Annotated in this window: 21 protein-coding genes and 2 pseudogenes; 10 read left to right on the top strand and 13 right to left on the bottom strand. The window is 67.6% G+C overall.

Features of this window, described 5'->3' with window-relative positions:
• Positions 1–217 precede the first annotated feature (217 nt).
• The 3 genes from ACIRPX_RS42950 to ACIRPX_RS42940 form a co-directional block, all read right to left on the bottom strand.
• Positions 218–1,000 (bottom strand): enoyl-CoA hydratase/isomerase family protein, encoded by a 783-nt coding sequence (locus ACIRPX_RS42950; protein WP_404205564.1) that lies wholly within the window; start codon positions 998–1,000, stop codon positions 218–220.
• A gap of 23 nt (positions 1,001–1,023) precedes the next feature.
• Entirely contained in the window at positions 1,024–1,731 is a 708-nt protein-coding gene (locus ACIRPX_RS42945; RefSeq protein WP_404205563.1) for a nitroreductase, read from the bottom strand.
• A 1,120-nt stretch (positions 1,732–2,851) separates the two neighbouring features.
• Positions 2,852–3,550: a TetR family transcriptional regulator gene (locus ACIRPX_RS42940; RefSeq protein WP_404205562.1), complete on the bottom strand. Its 699-nt coding sequence runs from the start codon at positions 3,548–3,550 to the stop codon at positions 2,852–2,854.
• Positions 3,551–3,636: 86 nt separating this feature from the next.
• Between ACIRPX_RS42940 and ACIRPX_RS42935 the strand changes: the two genes are divergently transcribed.
• From ACIRPX_RS42935 to ACIRPX_RS42925, 3 genes are all read left to right on the top strand, one after another.
• Positions 3,637–4,800, top strand: coding sequence for an acyl-CoA dehydrogenase (locus ACIRPX_RS42935; protein ID WP_404205561.1), 1,164 nt, complete (start codon positions 3,637–3,639; stop codon positions 4,798–4,800).
• Between the two features lie 2 nt (positions 4,801–4,802).
• Positions 4,803–5,690, top strand: coding sequence for a 3-hydroxybutyryl-CoA dehydrogenase (locus tag ACIRPX_RS42930; RefSeq protein WP_404205560.1), 888 nt, complete (start codon positions 4,803–4,805; stop codon positions 5,688–5,690).
• Between the two features lie 468 nt (positions 5,691–6,158).
• Complete coding sequence (locus ACIRPX_RS42925) at positions 6,159–8,249, top strand: SpoIIE family protein phosphatase (protein ID WP_404205559.1); 2,091 nt, start codon at positions 6,159–6,161, stop codon at positions 8,247–8,249.
• 406 nt (positions 8,250–8,655) lie between these two features.
• On the opposite strand, the gene ACIRPX_RS42920 is transcribed toward ACIRPX_RS42925, so the two are convergent.
• The 3 genes from ACIRPX_RS42920 to ACIRPX_RS42910 all read right to left on the bottom strand — a co-directional run bounded on the left by ACIRPX_RS42920 (position 8,656) and on the right by ACIRPX_RS42910 (position 13,796).
• Entirely contained in the window at positions 8,656–10,062 is a 1,407-nt protein-coding gene (locus tag ACIRPX_RS42920; RefSeq protein WP_404205558.1) for a choice-of-anchor Q domain-containing protein, read from the bottom strand.
• Between the two features lie 64 nt (positions 10,063–10,126).
• Complete coding sequence (locus ACIRPX_RS42915) at positions 10,127–12,574, bottom strand: polysaccharide lyase 8 family protein (protein WP_404205557.1); 2,448 nt, start codon at positions 12,572–12,574, stop codon at positions 10,127–10,129.
• 205 nt (positions 12,575–12,779) lie between these two features.
• On the bottom strand, positions 12,780–13,796 hold the full coding sequence (locus tag ACIRPX_RS42910) for a LacI family DNA-binding transcriptional regulator (RefSeq protein ID WP_404205556.1): 1,017 nt from the start codon (positions 13,794–13,796) through the stop codon (positions 12,780–12,782).
• Between the two features lie 472 nt (positions 13,797–14,268).
• On the opposite strand from ACIRPX_RS42910, the pseudogene ACIRPX_RS42905 reads away from it, so the two are divergent.
• A pseudogene (locus ACIRPX_RS42905) lies at positions 14,269–14,499 on the top strand (transposase); the annotation flags it as partial.
• A 171-nt stretch (positions 14,500–14,670) separates the two neighbouring features.
• The gene (locus tag ACIRPX_RS42900; RefSeq protein WP_404205555.1) at positions 14,671–15,105 is read left to right on the top strand and encodes an NUDIX domain-containing protein; all 435 of its coding nucleotides are present in this window, start codon (positions 14,671–14,673) and stop codon (positions 15,103–15,105) included.
• A gap of 480 nt (positions 15,106–15,585) precedes the next feature.
• Here the strand turns inward: ACIRPX_RS42900 and ACIRPX_RS42895 are convergent, their stop codons facing one another.
• Complete coding sequence (locus ACIRPX_RS42895; RefSeq protein WP_404205554.1) at positions 15,586–16,152, bottom strand: TetR/AcrR family transcriptional regulator; 567 nt, start codon at positions 16,150–16,152, stop codon at positions 15,586–15,588.
• A gap of 134 nt (positions 16,153–16,286) precedes the next feature.
• On the opposite strand from ACIRPX_RS42895, the gene ACIRPX_RS42890 reads away from it, so the two are divergent.
• From ACIRPX_RS42890 to ACIRPX_RS42880, 3 genes are read left to right on the top strand one after another with little or no spacing between them, the layout of a single operon-like run.
• Positions 16,287–17,105, top strand: a complete 819-nt coding sequence (locus tag ACIRPX_RS42890) for an SDR family NAD(P)-dependent oxidoreductase (RefSeq protein ID WP_404205553.1) — start codon at positions 16,287–16,289, stop codon at positions 17,103–17,105.
• Between the two features lie 5 nt (positions 17,106–17,110).
• Positions 17,111–17,518 (top strand): transposase, encoded by a 408-nt coding sequence (locus ACIRPX_RS42885; RefSeq protein ID WP_404205552.1) that lies wholly within the window; start codon positions 17,111–17,113, stop codon positions 17,516–17,518.
• A 39-nt stretch (positions 17,519–17,557) separates the two neighbouring features.
• Positions 17,558–17,989 (top strand): ankyrin repeat domain-containing protein, encoded by a 432-nt coding sequence (locus ACIRPX_RS42880; RefSeq protein ID WP_404205551.1) that lies wholly within the window; start codon positions 17,558–17,560, stop codon positions 17,987–17,989.
• On the opposite strand, the gene ACIRPX_RS42875 is transcribed toward ACIRPX_RS42880, so the two are convergent.
• Positions 17,926–18,162 (bottom strand): NAD(P)-binding domain-containing protein, encoded by a 237-nt coding sequence (locus tag ACIRPX_RS42875; RefSeq protein WP_404205550.1) that lies wholly within the window; start codon positions 18,160–18,162, stop codon positions 17,926–17,928. The two genes, ACIRPX_RS42880 and ACIRPX_RS42875, sit on opposite strands and share 64 nt — an antisense overlap.
• Before the next feature lie 4 nt (positions 18,163–18,166).
• Positions 18,167–18,352, bottom strand: coding sequence for a hypothetical protein (locus tag ACIRPX_RS42870; protein ID WP_404205549.1), 186 nt, complete (start codon positions 18,350–18,352; stop codon positions 18,167–18,169).
• Positions 18,353–18,572: 220 nt separating this feature from the next.
• Between ACIRPX_RS42870 and ACIRPX_RS42865 the strand changes: the two genes are divergently transcribed.
• A complete protein-coding gene (locus tag ACIRPX_RS42865) occupies positions 18,573–19,253 on the top strand; it encodes a TetR/AcrR family transcriptional regulator (protein WP_404205548.1) in 681 nt (226 codons plus the stop codon).
• A gap of 250 nt (positions 19,254–19,503) precedes the next feature.
• Here ACIRPX_RS42865 and ACIRPX_RS42860 read toward each other — a convergent pair whose 3' ends face one another.
• Positions 19,504–19,854: a MerR family transcriptional regulator gene (locus ACIRPX_RS42860; protein ID WP_404205547.1), complete on the bottom strand. Its 351-nt coding sequence runs from the start codon at positions 19,852–19,854 to the stop codon at positions 19,504–19,506.
• 60 nt (positions 19,855–19,914) lie between these two features.
• Here ACIRPX_RS42860 and ACIRPX_RS42855 point away from each other — a divergent pair, with 60 nt between their 5' ends.
• Entirely contained in the window at positions 19,915–21,018 is a 1,104-nt protein-coding gene (locus ACIRPX_RS42855; RefSeq protein WP_404205546.1) for an alkene reductase, read from the top strand.
• Between the two features lie 175 nt (positions 21,019–21,193).
• Here the strand turns inward: ACIRPX_RS42855 and ACIRPX_RS42850 are convergent, their stop codons facing one another.
• From ACIRPX_RS42850 to ACIRPX_RS42840, 3 genes and pseudogenes are all read right to left on the bottom strand, one after another.
• Positions 21,194–23,146 carry an alpha-L-fucosidase gene (locus tag ACIRPX_RS42850; protein ID WP_404205545.1) on the bottom strand — a complete coding sequence of 651 codons (1,953 nt, stop codon included), beginning with the start codon at positions 23,144–23,146 and terminating at the stop codon, positions 21,194–21,196.
• Positions 23,147–23,692: 546 nt separating this feature from the next.
• A complete protein-coding gene (locus ACIRPX_RS42845) occupies positions 23,693–24,328 on the bottom strand; it encodes a lactate utilization protein C (RefSeq protein WP_404205544.1) in 636 nt (211 codons plus the stop codon).
• Positions 24,325–25,665 (bottom strand): annotated as a pseudogene (locus ACIRPX_RS42840) (lactate utilization protein B); the annotation flags it as partial. The pseudogene ACIRPX_RS42840 and the gene ACIRPX_RS42845, both read right to left, overlap by 4 nt.
• Positions 25,666–25,679 lie beyond the last annotated feature (14 nt).

Below are 25,679 nucleotides of genomic sequence, written 5' to 3'. Positions count from 1 at the left end.
GCCATGGCCACCTTCCGCAACCTCGCCATCGGACTGCTCAAAACCCTCGGAGCCGCCAATATCGCCAAGACCACCCGGGCAATCCGCGACCAGCCCGAACGAGCCCTCCCACTCCTGGGCATCACCAACAACCACGACCCTCAGGGAACTTGATCAAGCCCTGGCGACCAAGGCCGCCAGCGAAATCCTTGACACCTCGTTGCAGACTGTCGGCACGCTAGTAGATTTCGGGAAGTTTGGTGAAGTCGACCTCGCGTTTCTCAGCGAAAGCAGCCAACGCTTCCTTATGCGCGGGTCCCGCAAGGAGAGCTGCGTACACCTCGTCCTCGCGCTTGCGGGCGGCACGAACCTCATCGCGGAACGAGGTAATGATTGTACTTTTCACAGCCCTTAGGCTAGGTGCAGGCTGCTTCGCGAGGGCCTCGGCATAGTGTTGAGCCGTGGATCTAAGGTTTACTGAAGAGCAAAGCCTCCATGCCAACCCCATTTCTCTGGCTTCGGCTGCGTCGATCCAATCCGAAGACATAAGCAGCCACGAGGCATTTTGACGGCCGATCAGCTGCGGAAAAAGGTAGCTGGATGCTGCTTCGGCGGCTACGCCGAGGCTCGTGAAAGGGCAACGCAGCCGCGCCTTGTCAGACATGAGGACGAGGTCGGCGAAGCCTAGTAGGGTGACGCCGATACCTACGCTCAGGCCGTTGACTGCGATCAGTAGTGGCTTGGGGAAATCCGCGAGTGCCTCGACGAGACCGGGGAAGCCGTGCCGGCCGTGCCGGAAGTTCGGGTTGGCGCGTTCAGCCATCTCGACGAGGTCTTGGCCAGCTGAGAAGGCCCGGCCCTTGCCAGTGAGCACCACCACCGCAACCTGCGGGTCTTCTGCCGCGTACAGCAGTGCATCCGTCAGAGCGTCGTACTGCTCCTCGTTGAACGCGTTGAGTTGAGCGGGCCTGTCAAGGATCAGTGTCCGGACGCGAGACCGATCCTCGATACGTATGGTCATGCGACGCCCCTCGTTTCTGGCGGTTACGAATCAATCCACTCGACCACGTGCTTCAGGTCGGCTCGCCCCGTCCTGAATCCGTTGGCCGGATGCTGTTTGTCGGCGTATCCGAGGGAGATGGTGCAGACGATCCGCTGCTCGGCAGGGATCTGGAGCACTTCGCGCAGCGCGTCGGAGTACATGGCAGGCGCGGCCTGGACGATCGTCGCGGCCCCGGCGGCCTGTGCGACATAGCAGAACGTAGCGATATACGCTCCGACATCGACCAGGGCGTAGGCGCCCAATTCCTCGTGGATTGTGAGTACTGCGACGTGCGGTGCTCCGAAGAACCTGTAGTTCTCGAGCATTTGACGATCACGGCCCAACCGGTCCTCCCGTGTGATGTCGAGGGCCTGGTACAGAGCGAACCCTGCAGCGCGCCGCCGCTCGAGCCGAGGGCCTGTGTACTCGCGGGGCGGAGTGAAATCAGCAGACTGTTCGTCAGATTCCGCCGCACGCAGCATGGCTGTCCGCAGGCGTTCGATGCCTTCTCTGCTGGTCACGCGAATTTTCCAGCCCTGTGAGTTGCACCAGGACGGAGTCTGCTGGGCGACGCCCAGGATCCGTTCGATCTGTTCTCTCGGCAGTTCGTCAGGCTGGAAGGCACGGCAACTGTACCGCTGGTTGATGACATCGCATACGGATGCCTTCGACTCGTCCAGAACAGACCACCGGGTATCGAGCGTGTCCAAGGTTTTTCTCCCAGAGTCCGGGATGGGATCCGCGACGGGGCGTAGGGGCGCAGCGGCGGCCTGCGGTCGTGCAGGGCGCTGTGCGGTTCAAGTAGCTTGCCTCGCTGCAGGATCTTGTCTTCGGCAAACCAGGTGGAAGCCAACTGAACGCCGATGGGGCCAAAGCCGGTGAAGTGACATTAGGCAGGACATGGGGGCCAGCCAAGGCCAGCGACACGTCATGTGCGTCTGGGCAACAGAGCTCTGCGCGTTTGACCCCATCTGCGGAAGCTGACAGGCCGTTGGCTCACGGCTGGTTTTGAGGACACCGAGCTGGCCGCCGGGACGTTCCGCACCCGGAGGTGACAGGCATCAACCGAAGGGAGCGAACGGGCCTCGCACCTGGCCACGTCACGCCCGGCTCCGTCTGATGCGCGGCAAGAACACGTCACGGCCTAGGGGTAATCCTGGTCCTTCGAAGTCCGGATTCTTCGATCGGGTCCAGGACCGGGTGCGGCGCCAGCGCACCCCCTCGGCCAGCAGGATGCGGCGGACCTGGCTGCGGCTAATCTCGATGCCCCGCCGCTGTGCCTCGGGCAGCGCGTCGGGGCCCATTCCGGTGGCCTGGAGTCGTCCGCCGCGGTCAACTCGCCGTCTGCCTGCATCGTCAGCCGACCCGGTGGCGGCTGTTTGACCGGGCCGATGCCCGGGAGCGTTCTGCTTGGACATTCCGATGCTGGCGGCCCTGCCCGCCCAAATCGTCCAGACGCAAGCAGTTACAGCGGTGCAGCCGGCGGCGAACCGTTTCGGGGCCGCATCTCAATGCCTCCGCGATGGCAGGTACTCGCCGTCCGGACCAGTTCAGCTCCATCGTCCGAGCCCGCAGCGTCAGATCACGCGGCGCCTTGTGCGCTTGCGCCAACCGATGCACGACCCGCTGCTCATTCTTGCCACGGCCCGGCCGTCCGCGTAACGCCACCCTTCGGCACCGGCCCCCGAGCACCCGACCGCCCCGTCACCAGAACGTACACCCGGCGGACATAGGTCGGAGAGCAAGGAGCGCATCCCATCTATGAGGGTACTGAGTGTCTAATATGAGGGAACTCAGTTCCCTCATATTCTAGCTGGTCGGTGCTTCCAGTCAGACATCTTCGAGGCGTTGCACGATCTGCCACATCGGCGTACTGCGTTTGGCGACCAGGACGACCGTCTCCCCCGCATCACCCCAGGTGCGGTGGACGAGTCCCAGGGCCTGGTCGACACCGACGGCGACGTCACCGCGGGCGCCAGAGCGCAGCCAAGCGCGAAGGCCGTAGTTATGCCCGGCAACGACGCTGGCGGCGATGGCGTAGGCGCGGGCTCCACCGTCTGGCAGGGTGGCGAAACGGCGCTCGAGGTAGGAGATGAGGGCGCGTTCGTAACGCCACACCACTGACGTTTCGTGCGCCTTGAGGGCAGGGACCTTACGGGTGAGTGCATACCTCTTGACCGAGAACTCTGCACGCTCTGCGTACATGCGCATGACCAGCCGGGCGGCTCCGCAGGCACGGCCCACGGGGTCGAGGTCCTGGGCGCCCTGCTCCAAGTAGTCGACCATGTCCGCCAGAGCCCGTTCGTGGTCGGGGAATACCACTTCTTCCTTGGTGGGGAAGTACCTGAAGAAGGACCTTCGACCTACGCCGGCGCGGCGCACGATGTCGTCGATGGTCGTGCTGTCGTAGCCGCGCTCCGTGAAGAGTTCGAACGCGGCCGAGACCAGCAGGTCTCTGATCGAGGCCTTCCCTTGGTCTTCCGTGGCGGCGGGGTCGTCCTGCATCGGTTTGTCTGGCCCATCGGTCATGACATGAACGTACATGCAGACTTACGCATGGCACTCAGTGTGCATAATGGGGGTACTGAGTGCCATACCTTGGGGAGTGAGTAGTGGTGGCTGACTTCGACCTGTACCGCCCGTCCGAGGAGCACGACATGCTCCGCGACGCGATCCGTTCACTGGCCGAGGCGAAGATCGCGCCGTTCGCGGCCGCGGTGGACGAGGAGGCCCGCTTCCCGCAGGAGGCGCTCGACGCCCTCGTCGCAAGCGACCTGCACGCCGTGCACGTGCCCGAGGAGTACGGCGGCGCGGGCGCCGACGCGCTCGCCACCGTGATCGTGATCGAGGAGGTGGCGCGCGTGTGCGTCTCCTCGTCCCTGATCCCGGCCGTGAACAAGCTGGGCTCGCTGCCGGTCATCCTCTCCGGCTCCGAGGACCTGAAGAAGCGCTACATGACCCCGCTCGCCAAGGGCGAGGGCATGTTCTCCTACTGCCTCTCCGAGCCGGACGCCGGCTCGGACGCGGCCGGCATGAAGACCAAGGCCGTACGCGACGGCGACCACTGGATCCTCAACGGCGTCAAGCGCTGGATCACCAACGCCGGCGTCAGCGACTACTACACGGTCATGGCGGTCACCGACCCCACCAAGCGCTCCAGGGGCATCTCGGCCTTCGTCGTCGAGAAGTCCGACGAGGGCGTCTCCTTCGGTGCCCCGGAGAAGAAGCTCGGCATCAAGGGCTCCCCGACCCGCGAGGTCTACTTCGACAACGTCCGCATCCCGGCCGACCGCATGATCGGCGAGGAGGGCACGGGCTTCGCCACGGCGATGAAGACGCTGGACCACACCCGCATCACCATCGCCGCCCAGGCCCTCGGCGTCGCCCAGGGCGCCCTGGACTACGCCAAGGGCTACGTCCAGGAGCGCAAGCAGTTCGGCAAGCCGATCGCCGACTTCCAGGGCATCCAGTTCATGCTCGCCGACATGGCCATGAAGATCGCGGCGGCCCGCGCCCTGACCTACCAGGCCGCGGCCGCCTCCGAGCGCGGCGACAAGGACCTCACCTTCCAGGGCGCGGCCGCCAAGTGCTTCGCCTCGGACGTGGCGATGGAGGTCACCACGGACGCCGTGCAGCTCCTCGGCGGCTACGGCTACACCCGTGACTACCCGGTCGAGCGCATGATGCGCGACGCCAAGATCACCCAGATCTACGAGGGCACCAACCAGGTCCAGCGCATCGTCATGGCGCGCAACCTGCCCGCCGTCGGAGGAGTCTGATCATGGCAATACGGGTAACTGATGTACGCACGGTAGGTGTAGTGGGTTGTGGACTCATGGGTTCGGGAATTGCCGAGCTGTGCGCCCGGAAAGGCGTCGACACCCTGGTCTACGAGGTCAACGACCAAGCCGTCGCGGCTGGAAAAAGCAGGATCGAAAGCTCACTGGCGCGCGCGGTCGCACGGGACAAGCTGACCGCAGAGGACGGCCAGGCAACGCTGCAGCGGATGTCGTTCACCACGGACTTTGCGGATTTCGCCGACCTCGATTTGGCGATTGAGGCAGTGCCCGAAGACGAGAAGCTCAAGCTACGTGTATTCGCCGAACTCGATAAGGCCCTGGCCCGCCCCGACGCGCTGCTCGCATCGAACACGTCCTCCATCCCCATCATGAAGCTCGCCGCTGCCACCAACCGCCCCGGCCAAGTGGCGGGCCTGCACTTCTTCAATCCCGTTCCCGTCCTCGATCTGGTGGAACTGGTCCCCTCTCTGATGACCAGTGACATCGCTTCGGAACGCCTGCGTGCCTTCGTCGCAGAAACCCTGGACCGGCATGTGATCGTTTCTCGGGACCGGGCTGGTTTCATCGTCAACTCCCTACTGATCCCCTACGTTGTCGCAGCGATCCGTATGTACGAATCGGGCTTTGCGACCGCCGAGGACATCGACGAGGGCATGATCCAGGGCTGCGCCCACCCAATGGGCCCGCTACGGCTGGCTGACCACATCGGCCTCGATACCACCCTGGCCGTGGCCGAATCCCTCTATGCAGAGTTCCGCGAGCCCCACCTGGCTCCGCCGGCGCTGTTGTCACGGATGGTGCAGGCGGGCTATCTCGGCCGCAAGAGCGGCGTCGGTTTCTACAAGTACTCCACCGGCGAGACCGCGTAGAGAATGCCACCGCGCATGTGACCACCGAAGCGATCCGGCCAGTTCAGAGCAAGGGTTTCGCGAGTTCATCGCGAACTGGATGGGCGCTCCCGCCGAGTCGGCCTCCCTGCAGGCCGAACTCATGGCGGCGCCCGTCGGCCGGGGCCCACAACCACAACCATGTGCTGCGCCGGTGACTGCGAGGTGAATCCACGGACCCCGTGACGGAGGTCGGCAGCACGATGAGCGAGATTCGTTCTCTTCCCGGTCCTGCCGCCCACGACAGCGGCGGCGAGGGCACTACGTCGTCGCTTTCCGGGCCGGGAAGGATCTCGATGCCCAGCTGCCATCCCTGAAGCGGCTCATCGAAGGGGACGCCGAGCGGTGAGTGCCCACCCCGCGCGCCGAAAGACGACTTCCCATTCAGCACGAACAGGACCGGATAACCCATAATGAGCGTGTCATGACTCCCTGAACGGGAGGGCAGCGATGGCAGCCCTGGTTCAGCACTCCCCCGCATCGCAGTCCGCCCTGGAAAACACTGCGGCAGCTCTGCTCGACGCCCAGGGCAGGGTGTTCGGCTGGTCCGTGGCGGCTGCCGAGCTCGTGGGCCGGTCCGCCGCGGAAATGTGCGGACAACAGCTCTCGACTCTGTTCGCTGGCGACTCAGGATCCGCCTGCGGGCCAGAAGCCGGGACGGGGAAGATGCCGACGTCCGGCCGGGCGCGGTTGCGTCACAGTTCCGGTCGGACGATCGAGGTGATCCTGCAGGTGCTGGACCTGGAAGGGGGCTCGGACCGGCTCGTCCTTGCCGCTCCCCTCGAGGATACGAAAGGCCGCCCCATCGGGGCTGCAGCGCTCCTCACGGACGACACGGAGCAGTGGCGGGCCCGTCGCAATCTCGAACTGCGCCACCGGGCCTCAGCCCTCATCGGCACCTCGCTCGACGTCAAGCGCACGGCCCAGCACCTCGCTGACATCCTCGTTCCCGCGCTGGGAGACATGGCCTGGGTGGAGCTGGCGGAAGCCGTGGTCGACGGCGACGAGCCGCCCAAGGTCCTCGGCGGCGGGGAGCTGCATCTGCGTCGGGCAGCGGTAGCCAGTGCCGATGGGCGCTGGCCGGCCAAGCTGCTTCAGCCGGACGCTGCGCTGCCGCCCCTGCCTGACCTGCCCATGGTGCGCAGTCTGCAGCAGGGCAAGGTGTTCACTCTCTCCGACCCCGCCAAAGTGGGCCAGGTGGGCGGCCAGGAGATGTCCCGGCTCTTCGTTCCCGACCACGCGCATTCGATCGCTGCTGCTCCCCTGTTCGCGCGCGGCCTGATGCTCGGCTCGGTCGCCCTGTGGCGCACCAGTAGGCCCGAGCCGTTCGACCAGGAAGATGCGGAACTTCTCGGTGAGATCGCCTCCAGAGCCGCGCTGAGCGTGGACAATGCCCGCCGCTACACGCGCGAGCACCGCGCCGCCGTTGCCCTGCAGCAACGACTGCTGCCCCGCGCCATCAACGACATGCCGTCGGCCGAGACCGCCGGGTTCTACCTCCCCGCCGCCGGCGGGGTCGAAATCGGCGGCGACTGGTTCGACGTCATTCCGCTGCCGTCGCTGCGCGTCGCGTTCGTGGTCGGCGATGTCATCGGTCACGGCCTGGCCGCCACCGCCACCATGGGACGGCTGCGCACCGCCGTGCAGACGCTGGCCGATCTGGAGCTGGAGCCCGACGAACTCCTCACCCACGTGGATGACCTCGTCCTACGGCTGGCTGCGGAAGCCGACCCGGCGCATCCAGATCCGGTGGGCGCCACTTGCCTCTATGCGGTCTACGACCCAGTGACCTTGCGGTGCACGCTGGCCAGCGCCGGTCATCCGCCGCCTCTCGTCCTCGGTCTGGGCGGTGATGTGAACCGTGTCGATCTTTCTCCCGGGCCGCCTCTGGGGGTGGGGGGCATGCCGTTCGAGCCGGTGACGCTCGACCTGCAGCCCGGCAGTGTTCTGGCCCTCTATACCGACGGCCTCATCCACCGCCGCCATCATGACCCGGATGCGGGGATCGACCACCTGGCCGAACGCCTCGTTGCGCTGTCGGGTCGGCACCGCTCGCTCAACACCGTGGGCCGCGCCCTGCTCGGCGATGCCGAGTCCGCTCCGCCGGGCGACGACGTCACTTTGTTGCTCGCCCGTACCCGCGCGCTGCCTGAGGACGCCACGGTCTCGTGGGAGTTCCCGGCGGATCCCGCCGTCGTGGCACGCACCCGCACGACCGTCACCCGTCAACTGTCTTTGTGGGGCCTTGAGGAGGCGGCGTTCGCCACCGAACTGATCGTCAGTGAACTAGTCACTAATGCCATCCGCTACGCCGGCGGACCTGTCGGGCTGCGTCTGATTCGTGACGCGTCGCTCATCTGTGAAGTCACCGACCCAAGCAACACGCAGCCGCGTCTGAGGCGGGCACGCACCACGGACGAGGGCGGCCGGGGCCTGTTCCTGGTCGCCCAACTCAGCAGTCGCTGGGGCAGCCGTTACGGCCGGCGAGGGAAGACGGTCTGGGCTGAACAACCCCTTGGACCATCCGCTTTCCGAACGTGATCGTTTGGTTCGAGGTGGGTGGGAATGAACTTCGGTGGGCGGCGGGCGAGACGGGCATGGTTCGTCTGCCTGTCTGGCCCGTGGAGGTGGCTGGTGCCGTCAGTGCTTGGTCTGCTGCAGGCCCGGGAGACGAAGGTCCGGGAAGAGATCGCGGGTCGCGCGAGGAGGCCGAGCCGGTAGGGGCTGCGCTCGACGAGGCGGACCGTGTACTTGAGCAGCCCTTCAGGCGGTCCCGGCGAACCTTGCACGGAGGGGGGTCAGCTTGTTGCTGTTGTGCTCAAGGGATAGAGCCGGGGCCGCGGGCAGCGAGGGAGGCCACGCAGAAACAAGGTCGGCAGCGACGTCTCCCCCGCGCCAACCCGGCTGCTGGCTGTCGTGCGGTGATGTGCCCGGACGGCAGGCCGGGTCAGTATTCGTAGGCGCCTGCGTCGTAGGGGGACGAGCGTTGCTTCTGGTCGGCGTCGGTTGTGGGGGCGTCCCGGGTGGTGGCCGCGCCTATGGCCGGGCTCTCGGGCTTCAGGTGCAGGTCTGCGGAGACGTAGCCGGTGAAGTAGGCCGCGTACGAGGTGTCGACCGTGATGTTGTTGCTGTGCTGGGCATCGGTCGCCGCGGCGGTGTTGAAGCGGTGCGCAAGATTGTTGCGCACGACATCGCCGGTGGGAGGCGTGCCGTCCTTCTGATTGGTCAGGCGTATCTCGCTGTCGGTCGCCGGATAGCGGGGCACGACCGTGTTGTTGACGATCTTGCTGTTGTTCATCCCGTACAGGCCCATGGCCAGCCCGACCTCGACCTGCACAACGTTGTTTTCGATGGTCCAGCCGCTGTAGGGGCCGTCGAAGGCGCTGAGTCCCTGGATCGTGTACTTGCCGTTGTACTGGAAAGGGATCTTCGTGTAGCGGGCGCCCTTGCGGCTGATAAAGACGTTGCCTCGCAGGGTCACGCCGGTCACCGGCGTGAAGCTGCCGTCGCCGCGGAAACTCTGGAACATGTCCCGGTGCGGTGGATCGGCCTCCATCCCCGGGGGAACCACGGCGTAGCTATTGACCGCGGAGTTGTACTCGACGAGGCATCCGCTGACCTTGCAGCGGTAGCCGTCTTCCCAGAAGTGTTCGACGCTGTTGCCGCGGACGACACCGCCGGTGGCCCCGGCGCCGGCCGTGGAGGTGCGCTCGAGTGTCACGCCGTTGCGTACGTTGCGGATCTCGTTGTTCAGCACCTGGTTGTCGGCACCGACGACGGAGATGCCGGTTCCGCTGCGGTTGACCCAGTCGTTGTTGCTCCAGGTGCTGGCGGTGGCGTCGCTCGCCGCCCGGATCTGGGAGTTCTGGAGCACGTTGTGCGTAGCTCCGGCATCGATTTGAACCAGGTTCGCGGTGGTGAAGGTGCCGTTTGCTTCCTGCGGCGAGACCAGGACGCCGTCGACCGTCCAGCGGGTCGCGCCCGAGGCGAAGCGCAGGCTTCGCATGCGGGGCGTCTGGCCGGATGCGGCTTTGATGGTGCGCACGCCGGAGGCGCTGCCGGTGATCACCGGACTTCCGTGGTCCCCACTGCGCAGGATGATCGTGTCGCCTGCGGCGAAGGTCTTGCCGGAGGCGAACACCTCCTGGAGGGTGCGCCAGGGCTGCGACGCCGTACCGGGGTTGCTGGACGAGCCCGTCGCCGGGTCGACGTAGTAGGTGGTGACGGCCGCATTGCGTTCCGTCGGCTGCGCACCGAAGGCGTCGCGGTCGGCGCCGAGGGCGACGAGTAACAGCAGGCAGACAAGTAGGAGCAAGAGACGGGATAGGCCGCGTCTGCGGTGGATGGTGATCATGTGGGTTTGACTCCCGTGGGTGGGGGTGGGGAGACGAGGACGGAGGGGTTCGGTTCGCCGTGGGTCACCAGCAGCCGTGGAGGGCTGGGGTGCGGGTGGCGAGGTGGACGACCCGGCTCGCACCGTGGGCGCCGGACACGTCGGCCCGCAGGGTGATGGGGTGCCGGTCGGTGAGGTCGATCGCCGGGTCGGCGTCGAGCGCGCGGACCGCCGTGGCGTCGAGCGTCACGGTGACGGAGGTGCCTGTCTGGGTGGGGTCGCTGACGGCGATGGTCAGTGTGTTGTGCCGGGCGCGCACCAGGATCGAGCAGGGTGCATCCACGTGGAGGGGCCCGGCGCTTCCGGCGCTGAAGAAGTTCGCGGCGAGGACGCGTTCGGGCACGTCCACGACTGCCTGGACCTGCGCGGTGTTGGCCAGGATCCGGGGCGCCCGGTGGCGTTGGGCCACGTCGGGGTCGGTGTCCGGCAGCAGGACGTAGCTGTAGTGGGCCCCTTCGGGGTCGGTGCCGTGGTCGAACCAGAGGGTGAGATAGGAGCGGGTCACCTCCTGGGTGCTGCTGCTGGTGTTGATGTCGTGCCAGGTGCCGGTGCGGGCTTCGCGCAGGGCGTGGATGGTAGCGCCCTCGGGGAACAGGTAGGAGCCGGCGCCGCCGATCGTGACGGACCGTGCCCGGCGGAGTTCCTGTCTCCAGCCGGGCGTGGTGGGCTGGTGCCGGCCGTCCACGACAAGCGGTTGGGTGCCACGCACTCCCAGGTTGCGGTTGTCGACGATGGTCTCGATCGGCACCCCGTCGGCGGCTTCGATGCCAGCGCCGAGGCAGACGATCGAATCGCTCAGGCAGAACCACGACTTCTTCGCCGTGAGGGTGCTGGACAGGCCGCGGACGTCCTGGCCCAGCGAGGCGTAGGTGCCGTCGGTGGCGCCGCCCGCCCAGGTCGCTGCGGGCCGCGGCGCGCCCCAGGCGCCGCCCTCGCCGTCGGCCAGCGGCTTGGTGGACACGGTCGTGCCGGGCAGCCGGTAGGGGTCGACGGTGGGCCAGAAGCCGTCGGAGTACTGGTCGTTGTTGTGGTCGGTGCCCCACCAGTAGGTCATGCCGTTGCTGGTGTGCCAGCCGCGCAGGTTCTCGCCGTTGCCGTTCTCGTAGTACGTGGTGCGGGCCGAGCACATGCTGACGGCGGCGGCCCAGTCGGGGCGCCGGTGCACGGCCCGGTCCATGGCGAACAGCCGGTGGCCGATCGGCTCGGCGGCCGCCGGGATCGTGCTGTCGGTCAGGAGGGCCTGGGCGCGGGCGAGTTCGGGGATGGCGACGCCGGGGTCGGACAGGTAGGGAAGCGAGGTCAGGGGCGCCTCGCGGGTGATCCAGCCCTTCACCGTCGCTTTCCAGGCGGCCGACTGCGCTGGGCTGGCCGTGCCGGAGGCGGCCAGGCGCAGGATGTCGGAGATCAGCGCGTGCCCGCGTGTGTGGTCGCTTTGCGCCACCGGGTTGCTGCCCTGCAGGCCGCGGCTGATGGCCCGGCCCGAGACGCCGTCCAGGGCGATGCCGTTGTAGACGAACGGTGTGTAGGCGCGGGTGACCGAGTCCAGGATGTTGGCGGCCTGGGGGTCGGTGACCGCCCAGGGCGAGTCGGCCAGCAGGGCGAACAGCCAGCTGAAGTCGCCCAGCATGACCTCGCCGTAGGTGCCGGTGTAGGGGATGTCGGTGTGCTGGATGAACGAGCCGTCGGCGTACAGTCCGTCGCCGGTGGTGACGTAGGGGAAGATCGGGGACAGTGCGCTGGACGCCAGGGCGATCTTCGCCGCGTTTTTGCCGACCACGCCGCGCAGGGCGATGACCTTGCACAGGTCGGCGCGGTTGGCTCCGGTGCTGGTGCCGCTGTAGGAGGCCACCACCGAGTCGGGCACGAAATGGTCGATCGCCGCACAGTAGGCCGCCACCTGCTCCGCACCGAGCGTGGGGTACACCAGGATGCAGGCGTCAAGCAGGGACTTGGGGGCGCCGATCTGCCAGTCCCACCAGTTGTCGTAGGTCGCGTTGGTCGCCGTGTAGGCGTGAGCGCTCAGGTGATCGAGGCCGGCGGCGACCTGCGAGGCGAGCGCTGCATCCGAGCTAACTCCGGTGCCTGGCTGGGCGTAGGCCAGCGCCATCGTCTTGAGCCGGACGTAGCTCTGGGTGATGTTGTTGGAGACGTGGCCGAGCGGCAGGTCGGGCCACAGGGCGGCGGCACCCGGGGTCATGGTGCTGGCGAACTGGCCGGCCTGGGTGCCGAGGCGGGCGAGGACGTCGACGTAGGGGGCCGCGGTCGCGTCGAAGTCCCCTCCGGTGAGGAGCTGTTGCCATCGGCCGCGCAAGGTGTCGAAGTCGTCTTCGGCCGCCGCGGCCGGTGTGGCCGGGAGCGTCAGGCTCCCGGCCGCGGCGAGGGCTGCCGCCGTGCCGAGTTGGAGCAGTTTGCGCCGGGACAGCCCTGCCCCCCACAGAGGGACCGGTTCGGGCTCATGTCTGTGCGTGCTCATGGGACGCCTCCTTGCCGCATGGTCCGGCTCGCGAGAGAAGGAAAGCGATTTCCATCGTGTGTGTCAATAGTTCATGCACGGCGGGTGCTTGAATCGCCCGCGCCGCCCAACTTTCAGTATGAGCAGTGCTTTTGGGCATGTTGAAGTCGCTCGTCAGCGTGCGGCTTGGCGGAAAGCGATTACAAGGGATCGGTCTGGTGGTTTCTCAGTGGCGCGGGCGCGGCGCGACCGAGCCGCGCACCACGACGTGGGTGCCCAGCACCACGTGCTGGGTCGGCCGGTCGAGGTCGTCGCGGTGCAGCGCGAGCCGTACCGCCGTACGGCCGAGTTCTTCGTGCGGGATGTGCACGGTGGTCAGTGCGGGAAAGACGTCCTCGGCGGGGCTGAGGTCGTCGTAGCCGATGACGGACACCTCACCGGGCACGTCGCGCCCCGCCTCCCGCAGGGCGGCCACGGCGCCCGCGGCCACCGGGTCGTCACAGGCGAAGATCGCGGTGAACTCGGCTCCGTCCGCGAGGAGTTGTCTGGTCGCCCGGTATCCGAAGCCGCGGTCGAGCCGTCCCGGGGCGACCAGGTCGGGGTCGAGTTGGAGTCCGTAGGAAGCCATGGCGCGGCGCAGCCCGTCGGTGCGCGCCTCGGTGGTGGTGTTGCCCTGCGTGCCGCCCAGGAACACGATGCGTTCGTGACCGGCCGACAGCAGATGGCTGGCCGCCGAGAAGGCGCCGCCCTCGTTGTCGTACTCCACCACGGTGACCGGCAGGTCGTCGCCCGGCGAGGGCCGGCCGCACAGCACCAGTCGCGACCCTGCGTCGTTGAGCGCGTGCGCCAATCGGGCCATGCGGCGCCGGTATTCGGGGGTGTCCGTGATCCCTCCGATGAGGAACACTGCATCGGTGCTCTGCTCGCGCAGCATCGAGACGATGGCGAGCTCCTGGTCCGGGTCGCCGTCGCTGGCGCAGATCAGGCACAGCCGTCCCTCCAGCGTGGCCTGGCGCTGGATACCACCCGCGATGGTGTTGAAGAAGGGCGCGGTGACGTCGCTGAGGATGATCGCGACCGTCTTGGTGTGGCTTCCGGCCAGCGCGCGGGCGTGCGCGTTGACCACGTAGTCGAGTTCGCGGATGGCCCGCATGACCTTGGTGCGCGTGGCGGGTGCGACGGGGTGGTTGCCGCTGAGGACCCGGGAGACGGTGGCGGGAGAGACCCCGGCCTGCCTGGCCACGTCGCTCACGGTCGCCTTCGGGGGCCCGGGGGCCCCGGTCCGGTCGTTTCCGCGCGTCGTGCCACTGCGGGCCATGTGCCGTCCCCTCGCTGCCGGTCCTGTCCCCACTGCCTGAGGCGACGCTAGCCGATCGGCTGGGTGAACGGGCCGCCACCTGCCTGTTTGTGCCTGCCGACTACGGGGCTGTCGGCGTACACGAACGGGCCCTGGCAAGATTTTCGTGAAGCGGGGCTGTGCCACCGTGCGCCGGTGACGCTCCGTCACGGGTAGCGGCGTCGGAGGTGGGCCATGAGGACGACGCGGTGACGCAGGAGCGGAATGCCTGTGCGGTCGGTCATGACACTCCGGCATCCGGATCTCCGGCAACAGTCCGGACTGGTCAGCTCCAAGAAGAAAAACACCTACTGAGGACCAACTCGTCTGCAGGGGAGGCGAGGATACAGAAGAGCTCGGGTGCACGCAGTTCACGGCACCATGCGTTCGGGTGAACCGGGAGATCAAGCGCCGGATCGACGTCGTCCAGGTCTTTCCCAACGCCGACGCGCTCATCCGGCTGGTCACCGCCGTGCTCTTCGAGATGCACGACGAGTGGATCGCCTTCCCCCGCCGCTACCTCCCCGAAGGCAGCATGAGCGAGATCTACCGCGAACTCCCCGAAAGCGCCCCCGCACTACCCAACACCCCGAACACGCCCACCAATTGATCCCCAACACCACGACGAGGGACACGACCGCACCCCCTCCGGTCTCAGCCGGCCGTCGAGTTCCGTCGTCGATCCGAGCAGACCGGCGATCACCGGCCGCGATGACGGGTTCGGAGTCCATTGGGCCCGGTTCGGACCTCCTGGCCGGCCGAGCGCACTATCGTCGTGGGCATGAGGGTCCGTCACAATGTTCGCGCGGTCCTGCTGGATGACGATCAACTGGTCTTCCTGCGCCGACAATGGCCGGGCTGCCTGCCCTACTGCACGACAGTCGGAGGAGGCGTCGAACCCTACGACGCCGACCTCGAATCGGCCCTGCGCCGCGAAGTCATGGAAGAGCTCGGCGCCACGATCGGCCCTGCCACCGAGTTCCTGACCCTGACCGAGCCGGGCGGACAGGTCACCGTCGTGCGGCACTACTTCCGTGCCGAGCTGCTGGACATGGACCTGAGCCGTCGTGGTGGTCCGGAGCCGGACGACCCCGATACCGGCGACTTCTCGCCGGTCCGGGTCGCGCGGCACGCCTCTGCCGTGACAGCGCTCGAACTCCAACCGCCCGAACTCGTCGACTACCTGTGCGAGCACGCCAGGACATGGGGTACCTGAGAGGCAGTGCTGCTCAACGGCTGCCACGGCAGCCGGATCAACCGGACCTCCACCAGCCGGCCCCGCGCCCAGTGGCCCAGTACCGGGAGATCCGGCACAACCCGCCAGTACCGCACTTCTACAAGCCCGACCGACTCACCGGATTGATCTGTACGAGGTGGCGGACGACGGACAGGTCCACCACCACCCCTCCTCACCGGACGACGACCGATACCCCTACGCGGATCACGGCGCTGCTTGGCGGGCCGGTGAACCGCGGGCGAATGCTGACCCCGCGTTCGGTCGGATAGCGGTCGGTGGCCCGGTCGCGGCATTCCGGCCCGCTCAGGATCATCGGCGCCTCGTTCGTACGACTGTCCGGAGGCCCGGCGTGCCCGAAGCCGCACGCGATGACGATCCCGGTTCCATATCGGCCCCGCACTCGCCCGGCCCCGTCGGCCGACGGCGCACCGTGCCACACGGACCGCAGGGCCCGGGAGGCTATTTGAGAGCGGCGCAGGCCAGGCGTAGTTCTCGGAAGGCTTGGTCGAGTTGGTCGTGGAGGGGAACGGACGGTTCCTGCATCCACCGGTGAGTGGCCACGGCGAAGGTGTCCATGGCGACCTGCGCGCACAAGGGAGCCGTGCGGGCATCGATGCCTCGGGCCTTGAGGGCATCGGTCAAGGCTTCGACCAAAAGGGCCCGCTTGGCCAGAGAGCGTTCCTGGAGAGCCGGGGTTTGGGCGATGAGCCGGGCGCCGGGCTCGGTGAGTGGGCGGTTGCGTTCGAACAGAGGCACCGTTTCATGAAAGGCGGCGCGCAGGGTGGGCAGCGGTTTCATGCCGTGCGGAACGGCCGCAACGGCCTGAACGAGCCGGTCGCGTAGTTCGCTCTCTCCGTCGAAGAGCATCTCGCGCTTGTCGGCGAAGTGGCGGTAGAAGGTGCGCTCGGTGACACCAGCATGTGCAGCGATCGCTTCCACGGGCGTCTGGTCGAAGCCGTTCGCCAGGAACAGTTCAACTGCGGCTTCCTGAAGGCGCCGACGTGCGTCTTCCCCACTTCTAGGCATGGGTGGATCCTAACAGCTTGCGCCAGCCCCTAACACAGGGTAACGTCAGAGTCTGACACTTAAGGCGTCAGACTCTGACGTCAACTCAACTCGGGTGTCGCCGTCCCCATGCGCGCCGCGGAGGTCACTGGATCATGAAGACATTTGTCATTGCCGGCGGAAACAGCGGCATAGGGCTCCAAGCGGCTCGTGAACTTCTGGCCGCAGGCCATCGCGTCGTCCTCCTGGGGCGAGACGAGCTGAAGGGTGAGACGGCTCTGAAATCATTCGGTCCGGCTCGCGACCGGGCGAGTTTCCTCCCCGTGGACCTTTCGACCCACGACGGCGTCCGGGACGCGGCGCGCCGGGTAGATGAACTGACCGATCGCATCGACGGGCTGCTGCACTCGGCAGCCGTGTTCGACACGAGCGACACCAGGACCGTCGATGGCCTCCCGCTCTTCTTCGCCCTGAGCTACCTCAGCCGCTACCACCTGACACAGCTGCTCGTCCCGAAGCTGCTCCTGGCAGAGCACCCCAAGGTCGTCATGCTCACGGCAAATCTGAGCAAGGTTCCCAAACTCAGCCCGGAACTGTTCCCGTATTTCGAACGGTTCAATTTCCGGACGGCGGTCTCTCAGGTCAACGGCGCGTGCATGTACTACGCGGACCATCTCACCAAGACCCATCCGAAGATCTTCGCCGGCTGCGTAACCCCCGGGCTCGTCCGCACCGGCATCTTCGACCAGGCCCCCTGGTTCATCAGGGCCTATGTCGCGCTGACCGCGCCATTGCTGGCCAATAGCCTTGAAAAGGCCGCACAGAACGTCGTGCAGGCGCTCCGTGCCGGCGAAGGGCCTTCGGCCTTCATGTGGAACAAGCCCGGCATCTTCGAAGACAGGTACGCCATCCGCACGGACGCTGTGATCCAAAAGGCCGTGATGGATACATCTCGCCAGGTCACCGGAGCCTAAAGCCTATGTCCATCGTGGTCACCGCCGGGCAGCGCGGGGACTCCCCGCAGTTCGAAGCCGTTTTGCGTCGGGTCCGGGTGCCCCGACTGGGGCCGGGTAGGCCGCGCACCAGGCCGCGGCGGGTGCGCGCCGACAGGGCGTACGCCTCCCGCAAGAACCGCGCCTACCTGCGGCGGCGCGGCATCTTCTGCACGATCCCGGACAAGGCCGATCAGGCCCGCAACCGCAAGAACCGCGGCTCGCGCGGCGGTCGTCCGCCGAAATTCGATCCCGAGGACTACAAGGCCCGGCACGCGGTCGAGTGTGGCATCAATCGCCTCAAAAGACACCGCGCCGTGGCCACGCGGTACGACAAACTCGCGGTCCGCTACGAGGCGACCGTCCTGGTTGCAGCCATCAACGAGTGGCTGTGACCGAGCCCCTCGCTCACCTCGAGGCTAGCCTGAGCGTTCGTGAACAGACGACGGCAGAAGAAACTGTCCAAGCGCCTCGTCGAGGCGGCGACATTCGGCGACAGCACCCAGATCAACGCTCTGCTGCGAGCCGGGGCCTGCCCGGAGGCCAGCAATACCGAGGGCACCACGCCTCTCTACGCGGCATCAGTCACCGGAGCCGCCGACAACGTCCTGTGTCTGCTGGCAGCCGGAGCCTTGCCCGACACCGAGAGCGGACGTGGCGCGGAAGGCACGCCCCTGTGCGCGGCCGCATGCTGGGGCCATACAGAGACGGTCCGTGCACTCCTTACCCACGGCGCCGACCCCAATCTCCGCGAAGACCACGGCACGGGCCGGTCCCCGCTCGAATGGGCGATGACCGGGCCCTACCCCGAAACGATCGCCATGCTTCTGGCTGCAGGCGCCCGACGACACGACGAAACCACCTGACCCGTCTCGAGGCACCAAGTCCCGCGATCCGCTTTCGATACACGCCCTAGGTCGGTGAGGCTCTCGGGGCCGCGGGAGTTGCTCAGGATCACGTGCAGGCCGGCGGCGACGCCGAGTCGAGCGAGCGTGCCGCCGATCATGCCGGCACCGATGATTCCGAGAGTCTTCGTCACGGGGTCAGGTCTCCAAGTCGACGGATGCGAGTGAGAGTTGAGTGCGATCGCCGGGCAGCGGCCGGCAGATCACGGCCGACTCGCGGACGGCGTCGTGCAGATCCGGTGCCGGCGCCGCGGCGAGCAGCACCATGCCGTCCTCGTCGCGCTGGTCGAAGACATCAAGGGCGGCTACGCCGAGGCGACGCATGTGGTCTCCTCGGCTTCCACTTGCATCGGGCTCTCCTCCCTGGGCGATGCGCGGCCGCAGGGCTCCTTGGGACTTGTCGGACGGCGGCAGGACAGGCGTGACGTCGCCAGCGAGGAGCACGTCACAGCACACCGGAGTCGGTGATAGCTGACTCTCGGCGACGTGTCACAGGGAACCCCATGCCGTGGCAATAGTCAACTATCGCCGCTACTCTTCCCTCATGACCACCGGTGCTCCACGACGCAGCCAGGCCGTCGCCGCGCGCAACTCCGAAAGGATCCGGCGAGCCGCGCGGGAGGTGTATGCCGAACGCGGCCCCGACGCGATGCTGGAGGACATCGCGCGCGCCGCAGGCGTGGGCATCGCGACGCTCTACCGCCATTTCCCCAACAAGGAACAGCTGGTCCGGGCCGCCCTTGAACAGGCCGTCGCCGAACAGCTCACCCCGGCCATCGAACAGGCGATGAGCGACGACGACCCCAGGCGCGGTCTGACCTCCCTGCTGGAGGCCACCCTGGCCATGGCCGCCCGCGAGCACAACACCCTGACCGCCGCGGACAACTCCGGCGCACTCACCGCCGAGGTCACCGCCCCGTTTCTCGACTCACTGATCCTGCTCACCCGAAGGGGACAACAGGCCGGTCTCATCCGAGCCGACATCGTCCCCGACGACATGCACCGGATCATGGGGATGCTCATCAGCGTGCTGTGGAGCACCGACCCTGCAGACCAGGGCTGGCGACGCTATGTCGTACTCGTCCTGGACGCCCTGTCCCCCGCAGGAGCCAGCCCTCTCCCGCCTGCGGTCCCCGGTCAGGGGTGCCGTGAGGGAATGCCGAACTCGCCCGGGATCCGCAGCGCCGACCTCAACGGGGACAAGATCGCCGACACCAGAGCCTGACCTCCGTCACGGCAACCGACGCACTCAAGGCTTCAGCCCGCAAGGCTCGCCGGTCGGGCTCTTGCCTTCCGTATGGCGAGGCGAAGGGCGGCGGGGCTGACGTGTGCGGTCGGCGATGGCTGGCACCAAGGCCGTCCATGCCGCCGCCACCCGCCTGAGCCAGGCCCGGGCCGGCGACATTCCCGGAAGACTCTCCCGCTCCAACTGTGCGACCGGTTTAGCGGGGTGAGGGGCCCGTTCCTGTCGATGCCTAGGCGGCGGCAATGACATTGTCGAGGGCGGTGCGGGAGCAGTGCAGGTCCTCGATGGTGCGGTCGAGGCGTTCGCGCTCGGCCAGGAGGTCGGCGACCAGTTTCCCGTCTGTCGCCGGGGCGGGGGTTCCGTCTGTGTCCCGGATACAGGGCAGGAACTGGGCGATCTTCGAGCTGCACAGGCCCGCCGCGTACAGGGCCTGGATCCGGGCGACGCGGTCGACGGCGTACTCGGCGTACTCGCGATGGCCACCGGGGGTGCGCTCCGCGCTCAGCAGGCCCTGCTGCTCGTAGTAGCGCAGCGAGCGCACGCTCACCCCGGCGCGACGGGCCAGTTCCCCGATCCGCATGACGCGCCTCACACTCTCCCGGCTTGAATCTGACATAGTGTCACGTTTTAGCGTAGCGGCATGACGAACAGCATGGACACCACGGACATCCCGGGCCTCTTCGCTCCCGTTCGCCTCGGCTCCCTGGACCTGGCGAATCGCCTGGTCATGGCGCCCATGACACGCAACAGGGCTACCGCCGACGGTGTTCCGACCGAGCTGATGGCGACGTATCTACGCCCAGCGTGCCGACGCCGGCCTTATCGTCGCCGAGGCCGCCACCCCGAACGTGGTAGGCCAGACCTACCCGAACATCACCGCGATCCACCGCGGCGCCACGTGACCAGCTGGCGCCGGATCACCGAGGCCGTGCGCGAAGCCGGCGGCGGGCCGATGTTCCTGCAGATCCAGCACGGCGGCCGGATCGGCCACCCCGACACCAGCGGCCGGACCCCCCTGGCGCCGTCCCCGATCGCCCTGCCCGAGCCGATCCACACCGCCGCCGGTAAGCAGGGGGCCGTCACCCCGCGCCAGATGACCGGCGACGACATCCGGGCCACGATCGCCGACTTCGCCGCCGCCGCGCGCAAGGCGATCGAGGCGGGCTTCGCCGGCGTCGAGGTACACAGCGCCAACGGCTACCTCCTCCACCAGTTCCTCGCCCCCAACACCAACCACCGGACCGACGCCTACGGCGGCGACATCGAGAACCGCATCCGATTCACCGTCGAGGTCGTCGAAGCGGTCGCCGCTGAGATCGGGGCCGAGCGGACCGGGCTGCGGATCTCGCCCGGCAACACCGTCAACGGCATCGACGAGGGCGAGGAAACCGGCGTGCTCTACCGCGAACTCGCCTCGGTCCTCGCCGACCGCGGACTGGCCTACCTGCACGTCGGCTTCGCCGACTCCGCTTCCGCTGTCTGGCAGGACCTCCGCAAGCTGTGGACCGGCACCCTCATCGGCAACCCGTTCCTGCCCGCCGGCCAGTTTCCTGCTGACGGCGGCAGGGCCGCCGCCGAGGCGATGCTCGCCGCGGGCGCCGACCTCGTCGCAGTGGGCCGCCCCTTCCTGGCCAACCCTGGCCTCGTGCACCGCTTGCGCACCGGAGCTCCGCTCAACGCAGTCCGCGACAAGTACCTGATATACGTGGGCGGCGAAACCGGCTACACGGACTATCCGGCCTGATCAGCCCCTCCCGTTGCGAAGACTGGATCGAAGTCCTGTGCCCCGGCGACGCCGTCGTCCCACAGCTTCCCCCGCCCCGTTCTCGTCGCCCCCAGCAAGTCACGATCTGGTGGGACGAATCATCGCGCGTGTCAGGGGGCGGGGAGCCAAGCGCCCCGCCCCGCGGATGGCAGAGTCAGGAGGTGATGATCTGCCACTGCTGCCGCGTCAGCGACGCGTACGGCTGCTGCTCGATGTTGGCTCCGTCGGCGGTGCTGCCCTCGTCGACGGCGAGGCAGAGTCCGCTGTAGCGGTTGATGAGGAAGTAGTACCCGTCACCGGTGGGCGTGACGGCCCAGTGCTGCTGGGGGACGTCGGAGTCCGCGTAGATGGCCACATTGCCGCCGTCGTCGCGGGAGAGCCCGGCCACTTCCATGAGCTTGCCGCTGCTGACGCCCTTGATCTCGTAGTAGCCGTCGCCGGTGGAGGCGAAGGTCCACTTCTGGTTGTTCCGGTTCAGCCAGGGCCACTGGAGGATGTTGGTGCCGTTGGCTGTTCCGTTCCCGCTCACGTCAGCGACCTCGCCGCTGTTGCGGTTGACCAGCCGGTACACGGTGCCGTCGCCCGGCAGGACGCTCGAGACAAGGGCAGGCTTGGCCGTTCGGCCTCCGATCCGGACGCCGCCGACATTGGCGTAGCCGCCGGTGGCCGCGTTCACCTGGATTCGTACGAAGCCCACGTTCCTGGCGGGCCACTCGACCACCTTGGTCTTGCGGTTGCCGGCCCAGGTACCGGTGGCGACCTGGGTGAAGTTCGTGCCGTCGGTGCTGGTCAGGATGGTGTACGAGGTGATGTCGCCGTCGGTGGAGTCGGTGCGGTTCCACTGCTTGGGCAGGTACTCCAGGGTGGAGACGTTGCTCCACACACCGCCCAGGTCGATGGTGAGCGAGTGGGGCAGAGCCGGGGACAGTCCCCAGGTCGACCAGCAGGTCTCGTAGCGGACGTCGCTCAGTCCGTCGATGGCGTTGAGCGGTCCCTCGCCGGTGCGGAAGGCGGTCGCGTACGCGCTGACCGGGGTGACGGGATGCTCGGCGCGCAGCAGTTGGGTGGGCAGGGCCGGCCGGGAGGCGTCGGGGCTCCACACCGCGCCGACCTCGGCCAGCCGGTTGACGACGTTGGTGTCCAGCAGCCCGTTGCGATTGGGCGGGCAGTTCAGGATGAACGAGGTGTACTTCGGTTCCAGGTCGGCCAGATGCGACAGGATCGCGTCCTTGCTCATGAGGCTCTCGGTCGGCGTGGAGGGGTGCCAGAACCAGCCGTTGCTGATGGTCTGGCCCTGCATTCCGGCGTAGGTGTTGCCCGTCGGCGCCGTGACACCGAGCGGCTCCTCGAAGAAGATCGCGTCGCTCAGGAAGGGCTCCGACATCCCGCCGATGTCGATCATGACGCAGTCCGGCTGCAACTGCTTCACCAGCGAACGGATCCGCTGGTAGGAGACGGCCTGCTGGCCCATCTGCCATGCGTAACCGTCAGTCATGAACATATCGATGGTGCCGTAGTTGGTGAGCAGCTCGGTGATCTGCCCCAGGATGAACGTCATGTCGCCGGGCTGGATGGCATCGGTGATTTCGAGCCCGGTCACCTTGTGCCGGCTCTCCCACGCCTCGACGCCGAAGGTGCGGTCCCAGATCGAGTAGTAGAACCCGACCTTCAGCCCTTTCGCCCGGAAGGCGTCGCAGTACGCCTTCACGACGTCCTGCTTGTAGGAGCTGTTCGCGACGTTCTGGGTGCCGAAGGCGCTCGGCCACAGGGCGAAGCCGTCGTGGTGCTTGGTGGTCAGGATGCCGTAGTTCATCTTCGCGGCAGCCGCCGCGTCGGCCCACTGCCCGCAGTTGACGCTCGGCGGAGCGAAGAGGGTGGGGCTCTGGTTGGGTTCGGCCCACTCCTGGTCCGTGAACGTGCCCATACTGAAGTGGTTGAACATGCCGAACCGCATGTCGACCATCTTGCTCAGGTTGGTCTGCGTGTCCGCGGCGGCGGCCTGCGACAGCAAACCTGAGAAGCCGGGGACGAGCGGGAGGGCGGTCGCGGCGGTCGCCGCACCGACCGCGCCGAGGAACGTACGGCGAGTGATTCTTCCTGGGGCCATGCTCACTCCTGTGGACTGATTGCGGGTGACGACGTCCCCAACGGCACAAGAGCTCTGCCTGGGTACCGGGGCATGGATGTCAGTCGGGCTGTTGAACAGTGCTCCGCTGGAACCTGCGGCACCGACTCACCGTGTGCGTTCGCCTCAGTGACATCGGATGTATTAACGGGCACCAAGCCATGATCTGTCTAGGGGTTCGACGAAAGCACCAGATCAAATCTGCAAGTTCACTCAAATCGCGAGGCCAGGTCGCCTATCCATAAGGCGGGATCAGAAAATAGATCGGGTGAATAATGGGGCTGAGTCCCTGCGGATATGCCTGCAGCAACGGCCCTCGCGGCATCCGCATCGGGCTCGACCGTCTCTGGCACATCATCGTGGAACCGTGTGTTCCGTCCGGCGCCCTTTCGGCCAGGGGCTGGGTCGACGTGCGCCGGCCGTCCGTTCCATCTCCCCGGCCTCGCCTTCCGGGGATGTCCACGACCAGGGAAGGGGTGCAGCACAGCCGTCCGACCGTGCTGCACCCCTGGGATCCTCGCGCTGCGGTTACCTGTCATCCACTACGACGATGTCGAGGGTCCTGGGCCCGTGCACGCCCTCCACCCGGTCCAGTTCAATGTCGCTGGTCGCCGACGGGCCCGAGATCAGTGTCAGCGGCCGGGACGGGTCGAGGCGGCGAAGCGCCTCGGGCACATCGGGTGTGATCTGATCGGCCCTGACCAGGCAGATGTGCTGGTCAGGGAGAAGGGTCAGGGCCCGCCGTCCCTGGCCCGCACCATGGTCGAGGATCACCGTGCCGGTGACGGCGATGGCCGCGGTGACCGTGGTGATGACGGCGTCGGCCGCGTCGAGCTGTCCGACGGTCAGCGGCGGGACGTCCGCCAGCGGCGACCAGGGTCCCTTGGGTACCAAGTCGTCGGGAAGCCCGGGCGGCACCACCAGGGACCGTGCTCCGGTACGGGCAAGGGCGCGGGCGACGGCCGCCGCGGCACCGGACGTCCGAACGCGGACCGTCGTGGCGCGGTACTCGGCGGCCCGTTCGGCGAACAGCCCCACGATGTCCTCTCCCGTGTGCTCGGCGCGGCGGCCGTGCGCAGGTGGCGGGTCATCGGGACGCTCGGATCCGGGAACACCGGACAGCGCTCCCCGGATCGCGCGCAGGACGCTCTCGCGGCCGTTCACCGTCGTCCCTTCCGTCCCGCCGCAGCAGGGCTGTCTTCACTCGTGGGTGTTCTCGTACGGCGCCACCAGGCGCGCAGCGACTCCGGGGGCGGGGCGGGCGTGTCACGGCTGCCGGACCAGCGGGCGAGCGGGCCCGGCAGGGCGCCGATCCGGCCGTTGCGGGCCAGCAGCCGGGCGCCGAGGGCGGCGAGCTTCTGGGCTGCCGCCAGCCGCCTGGGGGAGGACAGGACGGCGCCCGCAGCTTTCATGGCGAGCGCCTCGGCGGTGGGCAGCAGCCGGTCGCGGCGTTTGGTCTCCACCGCCTGGGCCCTCAGGTGGACCAGCACCTCGGGAATGTTGATTTTCACCGGGCAGGCGCCGCACAGGGTCGAGGCGAAGGGCAGCGAGGCCGCGTTCTCGACGCCGACGAGTTGTGGGGTGAGGACGGCGCCGATCGGGCCGGGATACACCGAGCCGTAGGCGTGACCGCCGGTGCGCTCGTAGACCGGGCAGACGTTCAGGCAGGCGGAGCAGCGGATGCACGACAGGGCCTGGCGCCCGACCTCGTCGGCCAGGGTCGCGGTGCGGCCGTTGTCGAGGAGGACCAGATGGAAGGCGCGGGGTCCGTCGTCCTCCGTGACGCCCGTCCACAGCGAGGTGTACGGGTTCATCCGCTCTCCGGTGGACGAGCGCGGCAGCAGTTGGAGGAAGACGTCCAGGTCGGCGAAGGACGGCAGCACCTTCTCGATGCCCATGACGGTGATCAGCGTCTCGGGCAGGGTCAGGCACATCCGCCCGTTGCCCTCCGACTCCACGACCACGACCGTTCCGGTGTCGGCTGCCGCGAAGTTGGCCCCGGAGACGGCGACCTTGGCCCGCAGGAACTTGTCCCTCAGATGCAGCCGGGCCGCCTCGGCCAGATCGCGGGGCTCGTCGGTGAGTCCGTCGGGAGCCGGTCTGCCCCACTCCCTCATCTCCCGCCGGAAGATCTCCCGGATCTCGGAGCGGCCGCGGTGGATGGCCGGTACCAGGATGTGCGAGGGGCGGTCACCGCCCAACTGCACGATGAGTTCGGCGAGATCGGTCTCATAGGCGCGGATGCCCGCGTCCGCGAGCGCCTCGTTGAGACCGATCTCCTGGGTCGCCATCGACTTGACCTTGACGACCTCGTCCTCGCCGGTCGCCTTCACGAGGTCGGTCACGATGCGGTTGGCCTCGGCGGCGTCCGCCGCCCAGTGGACGACTCCGCCTGCGGCGGTCACGGCCTTCTCGAGGCGGAGGAGATGATGCTCGAGGTGGCGGAGGGTGTGGCGTTTGACCGCGGCGGCCGTCTCGCGCAGTTCCTCCCAGTCCTGGGTCTGTGTAGCGAACG

Source organism: Streptomyces sp. NPDC101225 (genome assembly GCF_044767585.1).
Taxonomy (GTDB): Bacteria; Actinomycetota; Actinomycetes; order Streptomycetales; family Streptomycetaceae; genus Streptomyces.
This window is presented reverse-complemented; position numbering and strand designations above follow the sequence as displayed.